We start from the raw sequence: 14891 nt of genomic DNA on the forward strand, positions 1-14891 counted from the left end.
TCGATGGGGGTAGCTTTAGCGGTAACTCGACGCGGTGGAAAGGAGTTGCCCCATGCGTCAACGGCTGCGGCAGGTGGGTATTCGATCGGTCCGGCTGACCACGGGGCTGGTCGTGTTCACCTACGTCGGTACGCACCTGGTGAATCATGCGCTGGGGAACGTCTCGCTCGCGTGGATGGAGCGCGATCTGCTCGTGCAGAAGTTCGTCTGGCAGGGATGGCTTGGCACGACCGTGCTGTATGGCGCACTGGCAACGCATTTCTTCCTCGGTCTATGGGCGCTATACGAGCGGCGCGCGTTGCACTGGACGCCGGCCGAGCTGGCGCAACTCATGCTCGGCCTGTGTATCCCGCCGCTGCTCGCCAACCATCTCGTGAACACGCGGATCGCCTTTGCCGAGTTCGGCCTGAACAAGGGGTATGCGCAGCTGCTATACGCATTCTGGATCGATTCGCCGTTCTTCGGCGGCGTGCAGCTGACGCTTCTGGTTGTCGCATGGCTGCATGGATGCTACGGCATCTGGTTCTGGCTGCGATTGAAGCCATGGTTTGGCGCATGGCGGAGCGTGCTGCCGAGCGCCGCCGTTCTGCTCCCGGTGCTCGCACTGCTCGGCTTCCTGCAGGGCGGACGGGAAGTGGTAGCGCTTGCGCGGGATCCCGTCTGGCGTGCCGTGGCGATTCGGCCGGCCAAGGTCGGCACCGGATTGCAGAACCGGTGGCTCGCCGAATTGCGCAACGACTTCCTGATATTCGATGGCGGGGCGCTGTTGCTGGTGCTCGGTGCGAGACTGGCGCGCACGGTGCGTGAACGCCGCGCAGGACGGTTCAGTGTCCTCTATCCGGATGGGCGAAAGGTGCGGGCGCCACTCGGATTCTCGGTGCTCGAGGCAAGCCGCATGGCCGGCATTCCCCATGCCAGCAGTTGCGGCGGGCGCGCCCGATGTACGTTGTGCAGGGTGCGCGTACTCAGCGATGTGCAACTGCCCGAGCCCGGCGAGACCGAGCGTCGCGTACTGGAGCGGCTGGGCGCCGATTTGCGGGCCGTGCGCCTTGCCTGCCAGTTGCGGCCAACCCACGATCTCTCCGTGTGGCCGCTGGTGCCGCCGGCGGCCTCTGCGGCCTTCCTGCAGCGGCGCCAGCGGGATGTCATGCCGCAAGAGCGATTCGCGGCGTTCATGTTCGTGGATATGCGAGATTCCACGAATCTTGCAGCGGCGCAACTGCCGTTCGACAGCCTGTTCGTGGTCAGCCGCTTCCTGAGCGCGGTCAGCTCCGCGGTGGTCCAGGCCGGCGGCCTGCCGAACCAGTTCATGGGGGATGCGGTGCTCGCGATATTCGGCTTGAGCAGCGATCCGGCCGCCGCGTGCCGCCAGGCGATCGACGCGGTGCCGCTGGTGGCGGCCAATATCGACGCGCTCAACGCAGCACTCGAGCAGCAGCTGAATGCGAAGATCCGGTTCGGCATCGGATTGCATTGCGGTCGCGCGGTCATGGGCGAGATCGGTTTTCGCGAGCATGTCACCTTCACCGCAATCGGCGATCCGCTGAACGTGGCGTCGCGACTCGAGCAATTGACCAAGGAAGTCGCCTGCGAGGCGATCATCTCGGACCTGGTCTTCGTGCATGCCGGAATTTCAGCCGAGGGTCTGCCGCAGCTTGCCGCGCGCGTAAGAGGCCGCGATGACCCGGTGCCCGTGCGGGTGCTGTCCAGGGCGGCGCAGATGCCTCGACGCTGATCCTTGATCGGCAGCACCGAGGCGATTTCGCGACGTCGCCCCGAGCGCGGCAAGGTCAATGGCCGGAATGGATGGAACGCACCGGACTCCTCACCGTTGGTTTCCCGGCTTCGGATGTGCCGTGCTCCGGCATTCCGCCCATCGATTCAGCCGCCACCTGCTGGTCGCTGCTGACAGCGTCTTGAGCGGCTGCCTTTGCCTCCGCGGCCTGGATATCCGCAGGATAGTTCGCGTCGTTCATGATACGGACTCCTTCCAATCAAGTGCTCAATTTTCAAGGAGATGAGCGGAACAGTGGCGTGCGGCTCAAGACCCGGAATATATGTCGCAGAAGCTGACCGGTCCGACGCAGGTCGCCGGATCGGACGGAGGCGTTTGCCGTTTGACGCGACCGGTCTCGCTTGTGCCAGTCATGGCGGCGCCCATGCCGCTATCGCTGTTTTGCTGCTTGAGCCGGTTGACTTGTTGTTCGAAGATCGGTGCAACGACGGGGTACGACGTGTCTGTTATGAAATTCAGGCCGTTGCGCTGAGCGTCGATCAGTTCCTGGCGTACCTGCGCTCGGGTCTTTTCCTGAGCGGGTGCGCCGACGGCAATTCCCGCTCCGGCAAAGAGAATCAGGGATGCAATCATGGTTCGCTTGTTCATTGTGGACTCCGATATAGACAACGGAAAGGTGGAAACTTTGAAACAGGAAGTGCGCGGAAAACACGAGCGGCTGCGCCTATAAAAGACAGACCCGACGCAAAGAGACCGTTCGCTGATACACGGATTGATTGAGCCACGGCACAAACACATATTCGTCGTATGCGTCGCAACCGATCAGAATCCAGTGGGACAGAACGTTGGACACGGCGGTCTCCTTTTCTCTGCGCGCATCGATGTGAGGAGCCGAAACGCTGCAGTCGTCATCCGGCGTGCTCACACGACGGTATACCCAGCACGGTCGCCACTTATTCCTTCAGTTCCGTGGGCATGTACAAGACTTAACGCGTGGTCCTGTCGATGCGGCCCGCAGTGCCGGCACATGAAAAATGCGCCAACACGTGCGACGGACGCCTTGGGTGCGAACTTCGTGCGCGGGACGCCGCACATCGCTGGAATAAATCGGCCCGCTCTCCGGTATGTCGATCAGGTGCCGAGAGCACTGGGGGATATGCCGATGAGCGACGAAAAGAGGCTGGCCGCCATGAAGCACGCGAATGGCTCCGATGCCGGAAAGCCGACATCGAGCCATGGAGTGATACGACAGGCCGCAAGAAGGCTGCAGCTCGGTTCGGGCATCTTGCTGTGGATTTATATTTCCGTTCACCTGATCAACCACGCGCTCGGCATCTGGTCGATCGATATCGCGGAGCGCGGCCTGACCCTGGCGATCGGACTCTGGCAAAGCCTGCCCGGGACGATCCTGCTATACGGCGCGGCCGGGCTGCATTTTGCGCTGGCGATCCGCACCATCTACAGCCGACGGCATTGGGCGCTGCCGCCCGCCGAATGGCTCCGCCTCTGGGCGGGACTCAGCCTGCCCATGCTGTTGATACGCCATGTAGTCGGAACGCGCGTCGCCACATCGTTTTACGGCTTCGATCCAAGTTACGAACGGGTCATTGTGTCGCTGCTCACGAGCGGCACGCAGGGCTTGCAGATCGCACTGCTCGCGCCAGGCTGGGTGCACGGCAGTCTTGGACTCTGGTTTCATTTGCGCCGCCAGGCGCTTGTGCGTCGCGCGAAGTTCGTGCTGCTGGCCGTGCTCGTTGTCTTGCCGCTGTTGTCGGCGGCGGGATTCGTTCACATGGCGCGCGCGATCGCGCCGGGAAGTCTCGCCGTACCGGCGCCCGACGCGGTGCTGGTCGCGCACCGCGCCGTGCTCGACACGTGGCGACATTTTCTCGTCATCGGCTATCTGTCGCTGATTGGGGCTGCCTTCGCAGCAGGCCTGCTGCGAAACGGGTTCTCCAGAGTCGATTCGCACGACGTGCGCAGCGAGCAACGGTGATCGGCGATTAGCAGGATAGTTTCGACAGACAAAACTAAAACGCTGCCGCGAGCTCTCATCCAGCTGGCCAAGAGAGGGTCAGCGGAATAATTGCAAAAGCGAAAATATCGTCGTGGTGAATCGAGCGTTGCGATTTTCGAACGACAGTGCTAAATTTTTCGCCAGCACTTCCAGCCGAAAAGCCATTCAAGAAGTTTCGACAAGCGGAACTATCAGGCCGTACGCCACCGTACCGCCCGACAGGAGACAACTGATGGAACATGCCCCGATCGAGCGCATGCAGGCCGACTCGTATGCCCATAGCGCACGATGCGAGCGACGGTCCGCAGCGATTCAGGCACGCCAGGAGGCTGCGCAATGAGCCTGCTGATGTCGCGGCGCGATCTCGCGTTCCTGCTGTACGAATGGCTCGATGCCGAAGCGCTCGCGGCGTTGCCGCGCTACGCGGAGCACAGTCGCGAGACCTTCGATGCGGTGCTCGACACCAGCGAGCGGATCGCGACCGACCTGTTCGCGCCGCACGCGGCGCGCGGCGATCGCGAGGAGCCGTATTTCGACGGAGAGCACGTCACGCTGATTCCCGAAGTCGAGCCGGCCGTGCGCGCATTTGCAGACGCCGGCCTGATCGCCGCGGGCCATGACGAGGCGCTCGGCGGCATGCGGCTGCCGAAGCTCGTCGAAGCGGCGTCGTTCCTGTTCTTCCAGGCAGCGAACGTCGCGACGTCGGCCTATCCGTTCCTGACCGCCGCCAACGCGAACCTGCTCGTCGCGCACGGCAGCCCCGCGCAGATCGACGCGTTCGCGCGCCCCGAGCTGGATGGGCGCTTCTCCGGCACGATGTGCCTGTCCGAACCGCAGGCGGGGTCGTCGCTGTCCGACATCGCGACGCGCGCGGACTTCGAGTGCGAATCGCCGCTCGGCCCGCGCTACCGGCTCACCGGCAACAAGATGTGGATCTCGGGCGGCGAGCACGAACTGACGGAGAACATCGTCCACCTGGTGCTCGCGAAGATTCCCGACGAACATGGCCGCCTGATGCCCGGCACGCGCGGCATCTCGCTCTTCATCGTGCCCAGGTACCTGCCTGGCGCCGGCGACACGCGCGGCGAGCACAACGACGTGGTGCTCGCGGGGCTGAACCACAAGATGGGCTATCGCGGCACGACCAACTGCCTGCTGAACTTCGGTGAAGGCACCCGGTATCGTCCGGAGGGCCGCGCGGGCGCGGTCGGCTATCTGGTCGGCGCGCCGAATCACGGCCTCGCGACCATGTTCCACATGATGAACGAGGCGCGCATCGGTGTCGGCGCGGGCGCGGTGGCGCTCGGCTACACGGGCTACCTGCATGCGCTCGACTATGCGCGCAACCGGCCGCAAGGGCGTCCGCTCGGGCCGGCCGGCAAGGATGCCGCCGCGCCGCAGGCGGCGATCGTCGCGCATCCGGACGTGCGCCGGATGCTGCTCGCGCAGAAGGCCTATGTGGAAGGCGGCCTTGCGCTGGTCCTGTACTGCGCACGGCTCGTCGACGACGGGCGCGCGCATCTCGATGCGGATGCCCGTGCCGAAGCCGGGCGCCTGCTCGACATCCTGACGCCGATCGCGAAGAGCTGGCCGTCGCAGTGGTGCCTCGCCGCGAACGACCTCGCGATCCAGGTGCACGGCGGCTACGGCTATACGCGCGACTATGCGGTCGAACGGCTCTATCGCGACAATCGTCTCAACCCGATCCACGAAGGCACGCACGGCATCCAGGCGCTCGACTTGCTGGGCCGCAAGGTCGTGCAGGACGACGGCGCCGCGTTGCGCGCGCTCGACGCGCGCATCGCCGCGACCGTCGCGCGCGCACGGGTGACGGACGGCGACGCGCGTGCGCAGGCCGATGCGCTGGCGCGGCGCTGGGCCAGGCTCTGCGCCGTCACGCATCAACTGGGCGCGCTCGGCGATCCGCAGGTGCGGCTCGCGAATGCGAGCGTCTATCTGGAGGCGTTCGGCCATCTCGTCGTCGCGTGGCTGTGGCTCGACGTGACGCTTGCCGCGCATGGGCGCAACGGCGACTTCCACGACGGCAAGCGTGCCGCCGCCCGCTATTTCTTCCGCTGGGAGCTGCCGAAGGTGGACGCACAGCTCGATCTGCTCGCGAGTGTCGACACGACGACGCTCGACATGCGCGATGAATGGTTCTGAGCGCGCGCCGATGCCTGCACGGCGATTAGAAATGCCCGCCGACGCGCGCGAACACCTCGTCGCGCAGCGCGACGAGCCGAGGGCCGAAATCGTCGATCAGGCGCGCGCGCGTGACGGTCGACACGCGGCCGCTGCAACTGAAGGCGAGGATGCGCGAGCGATCGGCCGACACCATCGGCACGCCCACCGCGAACAGGTCGGGCATCCAGTCGCCGAGCGACAGGCAGAAGCCGAGCTTTTCGTAGTCTTCGCGTGCGGCGACGATCCCGGCCTCGAGTTGCGGCCACTGGTCCGGCGGGCTGCTCGCGCGGGTGGTTCGCAGATAGCGCTCGAACAGCTCGTCCGGCAGCGCCGCGAGATGCGCGCGGCCGAGCGCGGTCGCGCCGTGCGGAACGCGCGAGCCGGGTTCGAACCGCAGCTGGAACAGCGGATCGCCCTGGCATACGTCGAGCAGGATCATCTGCTTGCCGTCGAACTCGCCGAGCATCGCTGCCGCCTGCGTGTACTCCGCATAGGACTGCAGGAACGGGCGCGCGATGTCGACGACCTCGTTGCTCTGCAGGAACGCGTGCCCGAGATTCAGCACGCCGATGCCGAGCGAGTATTTCTCCAGCTCGGCCGAGTAATGCAGGTAGCCGAGTTGCGTGAGCGTGAACGTGACGCGCGACACGGTCGGCTTCGGCAGGTGCGTGCGCCGGGCGATGTCCTGGTTGCCGAGAAAGCGCTCGCCGCGCGTGAAGCAACGCAGCACCGCCATCCCGCGCGCGAGCGCGGTGATGAATTGCGGATGGTCTTCGTTGGGGGCGGACAGCAGCGTGATGGCGTCGCGCTTCGGATTACCCATGCGTGTGCGGTGCGGGATCGAGATGGCCCGGCGCGGCCGGCGAGTGCCGGGCGGCGGGCTGCGAGGATTCTACCGGAAAGCGTCCGGCACGCGCGCGGGCGCCGTCGCGACGTCCGCGCTGCGATCGATCGCGCCCGCTACTGAAACAGGAGCCGAACCATGCCCATCGAAAGGTCGCCGAACTGGCCGGCGCATCTGCCCGGCCATCTGACGTTGCCGGAAACGAACCTGTTCCACAACGCGGAGGTGGCGGCGGCGCGCTATCCCGACAAGCCGTTCATCGTCTTCTACGACACGGCGGTCACCTTCGCGGAGTTCAAGGGCGAGGCCGAGCGCATCGCGGGTTTTCTGCAGCAGCGCTACGGCGTGCGCACGGGCGACCGGGTGCTGCTGTACATGCAGAACAGCCCGCAATGGATGATCGCCTACTACGGCATCCTGCGCGCCGGTGCAGTCGTCGTGCCGATCAATCCGATGAACCTGACGGACGAACTGCAGCATTACATCGAGGACAGCGGCGCGCGCGTGATGTTCGCCGCGCAGGACCTGTATCCGCGCGTGCGGCCGCTCGTCGGCGCGAGCGGGCTCGAACACGTGGTCGTCGCGACCTACAGCGATTACCTCAAGCGGCCGCCGGGCCTCGTGCCGCCGGATTTCATCACGGCGCCGCGGAACGCGAGCGGTCCCGGCGTGACGCACTGGTGCGACGTACTGGACGCGCAGCTCGCGCCGGGGCCGCTTACCACCGGGCCGGACGACCTGTGCGTGATGCCTTATACGTCGGGCACGACCGGCAGGCCGAAGGGCTGCATGCATACGCATCGCGGCGTGATGTGCACGGCCGTGGGCGGCGTTCAGTGGTTCGGCTGCACGCAGGACGCGACCATGCTGTCGGTGCTGCCGCTGTTCCACGTGACCGGCATGCAGGGCGGCATGAACGCGCCGCTGTACAGCGGCGCGACGGTCGTCGTGCTGCCGCGCTGGGACCGCGACGCGGCCGCATGGGCGATCGAGCGCTACCGCGTGACCAACTGGCAGTCGATCTCGACGATGGCGGTCGACTTCCTGTGGAACCCGCGGCTCGACGAATTCGACCTGTCGAGCCTGCGCTGGATGAGCGGCGGCGGCGCGGCGATGCCGGACGCAGTCGCGCAGCGACTCGCGGAGCGCATCGGTATCGACTACATCGAAGGCTACGGGCTGTCGGAGACGATCGCGGCCACCCATATCAATCCGCCGCAGCGGCCGAAGCGGCAATGCCTCGGCATTCCGGTGTTCGACGTCGACGCGCGGGTCGTCGATCCCGTCACGTTCGACACGATGCCGCGCGGAGAGACGGGCGAGATCATCGTGCACGGCCCGCAGGTGATGCGCGGCTACTGGGGGCGCCCCGACGCGACGCGCGATGCATTCGTCGAGATCGACGGGAAAGCGTTCCTGCGTACCGGCGATCTCGGCTACATGGACGAGGACGGCTACTTCTTCATGGTGGACCGCCTCAAGCGGATGATCAACGCGTCAGGCTACAAGGTGTGGCCGGCGGAAGTGGAGGCGATCCTGTACGGCCATCCGGATATCCGGGAGGTCTGCGTGATCGGCTCGGTCGACCCGTATCGCGGCGAGACGGTCAAGGCGGTCGTCGTGGCGGACCCGGCGCGGCGCGGGTCGCTGAACGAAGACGCGATCGTCGCGTGGGCGCGCGAGCACATGGCGTCATACAAGGCGCCGCGCATCGTCGAATTCGTGGATGCGCTGCCGAAGTCGGGCACCGGCAAGATCCAGTGGCGCCAGTTGCAGGAACAGGAAGCGGCTCGTCGGGCCGCGCACGAAGAGAGGAAGGCATGAAAGCTCTGTTGTGTACCGCATTCGGTCCGATCGACCGCTTGCGGATCGAGGATGTGGCGATTCCCGAACCGGCCGCGGGCCAGGTGCGGATTCGCGTGAAGGCGGCATCACTCAATTTCCCCGATGCGCTGATCGTGCAGGGGCTGTACCAGGCGAAGCCGGCGCTGCCGTTTTCGCCGGGCGCGGAGCTGGCCGGCGTGATCGACGCGGTCGGCGACGGCGTGACCGCGTGGCGGCCCGGCGATGCGGTGATCGCGTCGACCGGCCACGGCGGCTTCGCGCAACAGTGCGTGGCCGACGCGCGCCAGATCGCCGCACTGCCGCCGGGGATGGCGTTCGACCAGGGCGCGGCGTTCGTGCTGACCTACGGCACGTCGCTGCACGCGCTGCAGCAGCGCGCGCGCCTGCAGCCCGGCGAGACGCTGCTCGTGCTGGGCGCGGCGGGCGGCGTCGGGCTCGCGGCGATCGAGATCGCGAAGGCGCTCGGCGCGCGCGTCATCGCGGCGGCATCGACGGCCGACAAGCTGGCGCTGTGCCGCGAGGCCGGCGCCGACGAGACGATCGACTACGCGACCGAGGACTTGCGCCGCCGCGTGGACGAGCTGACCGGCGGGCGCGGCGCCGACGTCGTCTACGACCCGGTGGGCGGCGCGTACAGCGAGGCGGCGCTGCGCGCGACCGCGTGGCGCGGCCGGTATCTCGTGGTCGGTTTCGCCGCCGGCGCGATTCCGAAGATCGCGCTGAACCTCGCGCTGCTCAAGGAGCGCGACATCCTCGGTGTGTTCTGGGGCGACGCGGTGCGCCGCGACCCGGCGCAGCACGCGGCCAATATGCGCGTGCTCGCCGAATGGTTCGCGGCGGGCAAGGTGCGGCCCGTGATCACCGAGCGCGTGCCGCTCGCCGGCGCGGCCGACGCGATTGCCCGGATGGCGAACCGGCAGGTCAAGGGCAAGGTGGTGATTCTGCCGGACGCGTGAGCCGGTTTCGTCGCGCGGCCGGGCGATCCGCCGCGTGCGAGGGCGCGTTTCCTGTCGTAGTGCGTGCTTTACTTTTGCACAAAAGCTGAAATATAAAAGAGCCTGTTTTGATTTCAGGTCAACAATGAAAGTCACGCTCGACGAACTCCAGGCGTTCGCGACCGTGGTCGACACCGGATCGATCACGTCGGCCGCGCAGCAGCTCGACCTCACCGTGTCGGCGACGAGCCGCACGCTCGCGCGGCTCGAGGAAAAGCTGAAGACCACGCTGCTGCGCCGGACCACGCGGCGGCTCGAACTGACCGAGGAGGGGCAGGCGTTCCTGCAGAATGCGCGCGCGATCATCGAATCGGTCGAGAGCGCCGAAGAGCAGATGACGGCGCGGCGCGAGAAGCCGTCGGGGCGCCTGCGGGTCGATGCCGCGTCGCCGTTCATGCTGCACGTGATCGTGCCGCTCGTGCGCGGCTATCGCGAGCGGTTTCCGCAGGTCGAACTGGAGCTGAACAGCAACGAAGGGATCATCGACCTGCTCGAAAAGCGCACCGACGTCGCGATCCGGATCGGCCGGCTCAAGGATTCGACGCTGCACAGCCGGCACCTCGGCAACAGCCGGTTGCGCTTGCTCGCGAGCCCGGCCTATCTCGATGCGCACGGACACCCGCGCAAGGTCGAGGACCTCGCGAAGCACGCGCTGCTGGGCTTCAATCAGCCGGAGTCGCTGAACGTGTGGCCGATCCTCGGCACGGACGGCGAGCCGTATCGGATCGCGCCGGCGATCTGGTCGTCGAGCGGCGAGACGCTCAGGCAACTCGCGCTCGACGGCGCGGGCATCGTCTGCCTGTCGGACTTCATGACCGTCCACGATCGCGAAGCGGGGCAGCTCGTGCAGATCCTCGCGCGCCAGACGCAGGACGTGCGGCAGCCGATCAATGCGGTCTATTACCGGAACACGGCGATTTCGTCGCGGATCGCGTCGTTCGTCGATTACCTGATCAACGCGATCGACGCCAACGGGGCGACGCGGCAGCCGTCCGGATGGGCGTCGCGTCCGTAAGCCGGATCGCGAGAAAGGCCGGCTTGCGCGAGCCGGTCGACGGCGGCCCGCCACGTCGCGTGACGGGCGTGCCACGGCCCGCCGCGACGCGTTCCCGAAACGATTTTTCCGGCACCGTGTTTCAACTCTGAAACATTCCGCCCCTTCGGCCCCCCGCGTTCCGCGGCGTCCGATCGCGGAGGCCCGCCAGGCATGGCGCTGCGCCAGATGGTGCGTTCCTTGCGTATATCCGGATGCCGCCAGCGTGCATGTCGACCGAACCGGATCGACGATCGCAAGCCGGCGGTCAGGGAGTACTTCCAATCGGGGACAAGATAATGAAAAAAGATCGAGTCGCAAGGCACTGCGTTGCAAGCATGAACCGCCGAAAACCTCGGGTGCCCGTGTCGCCTCCGTCCGAAGTGACCTGATCACGCTCGGCACCGAATCCCGTCCGACGATCCGCGTCCGTTTCATCCGTTCGCCACGCGCATGCGTCGCGCGCATGACCATCCGGCCAGGCGCACATCGCCGGCATCGACGGACATCGAAGCAGGCTCCGGCCGACGGACGGCCAACCACGAAATTTGATTTGTCATCCTGATGAACTGGGTGCGGGTCTCGCATGCCGTACGCCATGCCGGCGGGCGGCGCGGCAGACCCGAACCGGCATCGAGCGCGACGGCCGGGCGGTGTGATTCAAAACCGAAACCGAACGCGCCTGCCGAAGGGAGGCACCTTGAAAGACATCGGGAGACGACAACCGGAGCGAGCAGGGAGGGTAGGCAGCGTGCGGCGACGCGCATGACACACAAGAATTGGCGTTGACCGGGGATCATCCGCCGGGCACGGCTTCGCGGATTCAACAACGCCAGGTTTCCAGTTGATCCACAACCCCGATGGATCAATTGTTCAAGCGCCCATCACCCTTTGGAGGATGGGCGCCTTTTTTTGCGGCGCGCGGTTCGGGTGTGCCGCGGACCGCCGGCACCGGGCGCGTCGCGGTTCGGTATCATGTGCGGACATGCAGGCCCGCCGGTGCGCGTTCCCGGCCGGCCGATCCCGCCCGCTCATCCGCCGCCGTCATGACCGATCCCGCCGCGCCCGGCCCGTCTTCCACTGTTTCCATCGATCCCGCTGCGCTCGATGCGCTCCACGCGTTCGTCGAGCGCCATCCGCGCCTGCTCGTGCTGACGGGCGCGGGCATCAGCACGGATTCCGGCATTCCCGGCTATCGCGACCGCAACGGACAGTGGATGCGATCGGCGCCGATCCAGCTTCACGAATTCCTCGGTTCCGACGCCGCGCGGCGGCGCTACTGGGCGCGCAGCATGATCGGCTGGCCGGTCGTCGGCAACGCGCGGCCGAACCGGTCGCACGCCGCGCTCGCGCGGCTCGGCGCGGCCGGCCGGATCGAGCGCCTCGTCACGCAGAACGTCGACGGCCTGCATCAGCGCGCGGGCAGCACGGACGTGATCGAACTGCACGGCGGCATCAACGGCGTGACCTGTCTCGATTGCGGCGCACATCATGCGCGGGCCGCGATCCAGGCCGTGCTCGAAGCGGAGAACCCCGAACTGCTGGGCGCGCAGGCGCAGCCCGCAGCCGACGGCGATGCGCATCTCGAATGGCACGCGCTCGACGCCTTCCGCATCCCGGCCTGTCCGGCGTGCGGCGGCCTGCTCAAGCCGGCGGTCGTGTTCTTCGGCGAGAACGTGCCGCGCGAGCGCGTCGCCGTGGCCGCCGCGGCGCTCGACGCGGCGGATGCGCTGCTGGTCGTCGGCTCGTCGCTGATGGTGTATTCCGGCTACCGTTTCTGCGTATGGGCACAGGCGCAGCACAAGCCGGTCGCAGCGCTCAATCTCGGCCACACGCGCGCCGATCCGATGCTGACGCTGAAGGTCGAGGCGCCGTGCGCGTCCGCGCTCGACGCGCTGAACGCGCGGCTGGGCATTGCCGATTCCGAAACGGAGTGTTGCGCACCATGACCGGCACGACCCCTGACGATCCGTCGATGCGGCTTTCCGCGCCCGCGGCCGAGCGCAACCGCGGGCCGATCCTCGACGTGCTGCGCCGCGTGCTGCCGGCCCGCGGCGACGTGCTCGAAATCGCCAGCGGCACCGGCCAGCACGTCGTGCATTTCGCGGCGGGGCTGCCCGGCCTGCATTGGCGCCCGAGCGACCCCGACGCGCAGGCGCGGCGCTCGATCGCCGCGTGGATCGCGCAGGCGGGGCTGTCGAACGTCGACGCGCCGCTCGCGTTCGACGTGCGCGACGCGGCATGGCCGTTCGCGGCGCTCGACGCGATCGTCTGCATCAACATGATCCACATCGCGCCGTGGGCATGCGCCGAAGCGCTGTTCGCGGGCGCGTCGCGCGTGCTGCGGCCGGGCGGCGTGCTGGTCCTGTACGGCCCGTATCGCCGCGAAGGCCGGCACACCGCGCCGTCGAACGCGGCGTTCGACGCGCAGCTCAGAAGCCGCGACCCGTCGTGGGGCGTGCGCGATCTCGAGACGGTCGTCGCGCTCGGCCTCGATCGCGGGCTCGACTGCATCGAGGTCGTCGAGATGCCCGCCAACAACCTGAGCGTCGTGTTCCGGCGCTTGCCGCACGTCGACCAATGACACTTGCCCGCGCATCGCGGCCGGGTTTCCCTTATCCTTTCGCCTGTGCGCGCGACCCCGATCGGGTCGCGCCCTGTTTTTTCCGGAGAATTGACTAATGGGCAAACAAGCAATCGGTGTGATCGGACTCGCGGTGATGGGCCGCAATCTCGCACTCAATATCGAGAGCCGCGGCTACGCGGTATCGGTGTACAACCGCAGCCGCGAGAAGACCGACGAACTGATCGCCGAATTCCCCGGCCGCAACCTGGTGCCGACCTACACGCTCGAGGAATTCGTCGCGTCGCTCGAAACGCCGCGCCGGATCCTGATGATGGTGAAGGCGGGCACCGCGACCGACGCGACGATCGCCGCGCTCAAGCCGCTGCTCGAGAAGGGCGACGTGCTGATCGACGGCGGCAACACGCACTTCACCGACACGATCCGCCGCAACCAGGAACTCGCGCAATCGGGCCTGCATTTCATCGGCACCGGTGTGTCGGGCGGCGAAGAGGGCGCGCTGCGCGGCCCGTCGATCATGCCTGGCGGCCAGCGCGACGCGTACGATCTCGTCGAGCCGATCCTCAAGCAGATCGCCGCAAAGGCGCCGTCGGACGGCGAGCCGTGCGTCGCGTACATGGGGCCGGACGGCGCGGGCCACTACGTGAAGATGGTCCACAACGGGATCGAATACGGCGACATGCAGCTGATCGCCGAGAGCTATGCCGTGCTGAAGGACGTCGCCGGCCTCACGAACGACGAGCTGGGCGCGGTCTACACCGACTGGAACCAGGGCGAGCTGGACAGCTACCTGATGGAGATCACGTCGAAGATCTTCGGCAAGAAGGACGACGAAACCGGCAAGCATCTGGTCGACGTGATCCTCGATCGCGCGGCGCAGAAGGGCACCGGCAAGTGGACGAGCCAGAACGCGCTGGATCTCGGCGTGCCGCTGCCGCTGATCACCGAGTCGGTGTTCGCACGCGTGCTGTCGTCGCTGAAGACGGAGCGCGTGGCGGCCAGCAAGGTGCTGTCGGGCCCGTCCGCGACACCGCTGCAAGGCGATCGCGCGGCGTTCGTCGAGGCCGTGCGCCGTGCGCTGTACCTGAGCAAGGTGATCTCGTACGCGCAGGGCTTCGCGCAGCTGCGCACCGCGTCGGAGGAATACGGCTGGAACCTGGATCTGGGCACCATTGCGAAGATCTTCCGCGCGGGCTGCATCATCCGTGCGCGCTTCCTGCAGAAGATCACGGATGCGTATGCGAAGGATCCGGCGCTCGCGAATCTGCTGCTCGATCCGTACTTCCAGGATATCGCCGCGAACTACCAGGCGTCGCTGCGCGAGGTCGTGATCGCGGCGGTGAAGGCCGGGGTGCCGGTGCCGGCGTTCGCGTCGGCGGTCGCGTACTTCGACAGCTACCGCTCGGAACGGCTGCCGGCGAACCTTGTGCAGGCGCAGCGCGACTTCTTCGGCGCGCATACGTTCGAGCGCACCGACAAGCCGGGCAGCTTCCACGCGAACTGGTCGTAACGGACCCGCGAGGGCGGCAATTGTTGCGAAAACCTATCGTATCGATAGGGTCTTTTCGCACTAGATCGTGACATTGTTGGCTCCGGCGAAACAGTGTTTTCGCGGTTTCATGGTTTTCCCTAAGTGATCTCGGGACTAGACTCT

12 protein-coding genes are annotated in these 14891 nt (G+C 66.7%); 9 read left to right on the top strand and 3 right to left on the bottom strand.

Annotation, left to right across the window (positions count from 1 at the left end; all coding sequences use genetic code 11):
- Positions 1-52 precede the first annotated feature (52 nt).
- Positions 53-1735: an adenylate/guanylate cyclase domain-containing protein gene (locus KY49_RS26430; protein ID WP_042587385.1), complete on the top strand. Its 1683-nt coding sequence runs from the start codon at positions 53-55 to the stop codon at positions 1733-1735.
- Between the two features lie 55 nt (positions 1736-1790).
- Here KY49_RS26430 and KY49_RS38270 read toward each other — a convergent pair whose 3' ends face one another.
- Together KY49_RS38270 and KY49_RS26435 are read right to left on the bottom strand one after the other, a co-directional pair.
- Positions 1791-1976, bottom strand: a complete 186-nt coding sequence (locus KY49_RS38270) for a hypothetical protein (RefSeq protein ID WP_197083607.1) — start codon at positions 1974-1976, stop codon at positions 1791-1793.
- A gap of 65 nt (positions 1977-2041) precedes the next feature.
- Entirely contained in the window at positions 2042-2383 is a 342-nt protein-coding gene (locus tag KY49_RS26435; RefSeq protein WP_042587386.1) for a DUF4148 domain-containing protein, read from the bottom strand.
- Between the two features lie 514 nt (positions 2384-2897).
- On the opposite strand from KY49_RS26435, the gene KY49_RS26440 reads away from it, so the two are divergent.
- Both KY49_RS26440 and KY49_RS26445 read left to right on the top strand, forming a co-directional pair.
- Complete coding sequence (locus KY49_RS26440; RefSeq protein ID WP_231636489.1) at positions 2898-3731, top strand: hypothetical protein; 834 nt, start codon at positions 2898-2900, stop codon at positions 3729-3731.
- A 357-nt stretch (positions 3732-4088) separates the two neighbouring features.
- Positions 4089-5915 carry an acyl-CoA dehydrogenase gene (locus KY49_RS26445; RefSeq protein ID WP_042587387.1) on the top strand — a complete coding sequence of 609 codons (1827 nt, stop codon included), beginning with the start codon at positions 4089-4091 and terminating at the stop codon, positions 5913-5915.
- A 25-nt stretch (positions 5916-5940) separates the two neighbouring features.
- On the opposite strand, the gene KY49_RS26450 is transcribed toward KY49_RS26445, so the two are convergent.
- On the bottom strand, positions 5941-6759 hold the full coding sequence (locus KY49_RS26450; RefSeq protein WP_042587388.1) for an IclR family transcriptional regulator: 819 nt from the start codon (positions 6757-6759) through the stop codon (positions 5941-5943).
- 159 nt (positions 6760-6918) lie between these two features.
- Here KY49_RS26450 and KY49_RS26455 point away from each other — a divergent pair, with 159 nt between their 5' ends.
- The 6 genes from KY49_RS26455 to gndA all read left to right on the top strand — a co-directional run bounded on the left by KY49_RS26455 (position 6919) and on the right by gndA (position 14747).
- Positions 6919-8604 carry a long-chain fatty acid--CoA ligase gene (locus tag KY49_RS26455; protein ID WP_042587389.1) on the top strand — a complete coding sequence of 562 codons (1686 nt, stop codon included), beginning with the start codon at positions 6919-6921 and terminating at the stop codon, positions 8602-8604.
- Positions 8601-9581 carry an NADPH:quinone oxidoreductase family protein gene (locus tag KY49_RS26460; protein ID WP_042587390.1) on the top strand — a complete coding sequence of 327 codons (981 nt, stop codon included), beginning with the start codon at positions 8601-8603 and terminating at the stop codon, positions 9579-9581. Before KY49_RS26455 ends, KY49_RS26460 begins: the two co-directional genes overlap by 4 nt.
- Positions 9582-9705: 124 nt before the next feature.
- Positions 9706-10635 carry a LysR family transcriptional regulator gene (locus tag KY49_RS26465; RefSeq protein WP_042587391.1) on the top strand — a complete coding sequence of 310 codons (930 nt, stop codon included), beginning with the start codon at positions 9706-9708 and terminating at the stop codon, positions 10633-10635.
- Positions 10636-11699: 1064 nt separating this feature from the next.
- On the top strand, positions 11700-12602 hold the full coding sequence (locus KY49_RS26470) for an NAD-dependent protein deacetylase (RefSeq protein WP_042587392.1): 903 nt from the start codon (positions 11700-11702) through the stop codon (positions 12600-12602).
- Positions 12599-13237, top strand: a complete 639-nt coding sequence (locus tag KY49_RS26475; RefSeq protein WP_042587393.1) for a DUF938 domain-containing protein — start codon at positions 12599-12601, stop codon at positions 13235-13237. Before KY49_RS26470 ends, KY49_RS26475 begins: the two co-directional genes overlap by 4 nt.
- Before the next feature lie 97 nt (positions 13238-13334).
- A complete protein-coding gene (gndA, locus tag KY49_RS26480; RefSeq protein ID WP_042587394.1) occupies positions 13335-14747 on the top strand; it encodes an NADP-dependent phosphogluconate dehydrogenase in 1413 nt (470 codons plus the stop codon).
- Positions 14748-14891 lie beyond the last annotated feature (144 nt).

Origin of the sequence: Burkholderia sp. MSHR3999, assembly GCF_000833595.1 — a bacterium.
Classification (GTDB): domain Bacteria; phylum Pseudomonadota; class Gammaproteobacteria; order Burkholderiales; family Burkholderiaceae; genus Burkholderia; species Burkholderia ubonensis.

Excerpts from the sequence above, each read along its gene's own strand:
- KY49_RS26465 (WP_042587391.1), top strand. The coding sequence starts at position 9,706 with ATGAAAGTCACGCTCGACGAACTCCAGGCGTTCGCGACCGTGGTCGAC.
- KY49_RS26445 (WP_042587387.1), top strand. The coding sequence starts at position 4,089 with ATGAGCCTGCTGATGTCGCGGCGCGATCTCGCGTTCCTGCTGTACGAA.
- KY49_RS26470 (WP_042587392.1), top strand. The coding sequence starts at position 11,700 with ATGACCGATCCCGCCGCGCCCGGCCCGTCTTCCACTGTTTCCATCGAT.
- KY49_RS38270 (WP_197083607.1), bottom strand. The coding sequence starts at position 1,976 with ATGAACGACGCGAACTATCCTGCGGATATCCAGGCCGCGGAGGCAAAG.
- KY49_RS26460 (WP_042587390.1), top strand. The coding sequence starts at position 8,601 with ATGAAAGCTCTGTTGTGTACCGCATTCGGTCCGATCGACCGCTTGCGG.
- KY49_RS26440 (WP_231636489.1), top strand. The coding sequence starts at position 2,898 with ATGAGCGACGAAAAGAGGCTGGCCGCCATGAAGCACGCGAATGGCTCC.
- KY49_RS26475 (WP_042587393.1), top strand. The coding sequence starts at position 12,599 with ATGACCGGCACGACCCCTGACGATCCGTCGATGCGGCTTTCCGCGCCC.
- gndA (WP_042587394.1), top strand. The coding sequence starts at position 13,335 with ATGGGCAAACAAGCAATCGGTGTGATCGGACTCGCGGTGATGGGCCGC.
- KY49_RS26450 (WP_042587388.1), bottom strand. The coding sequence starts at position 6,759 with ATGGGTAATCCGAAGCGCGACGCCATCACGCTGCTGTCCGCCCCCAAC.
- KY49_RS26435 (WP_042587386.1), bottom strand. The coding sequence starts at position 2,383 with ATGAACAAGCGAACCATGATTGCATCCCTGATTCTCTTTGCCGGAGCG.
- KY49_RS26455 (WP_042587389.1), top strand. The coding sequence starts at position 6,919 with ATGCCCATCGAAAGGTCGCCGAACTGGCCGGCGCATCTGCCCGGCCAT.
- KY49_RS26430 (WP_042587385.1), top strand. The coding sequence starts at position 53 with ATGCGTCAACGGCTGCGGCAGGTGGGTATTCGATCGGTCCGGCTGACC.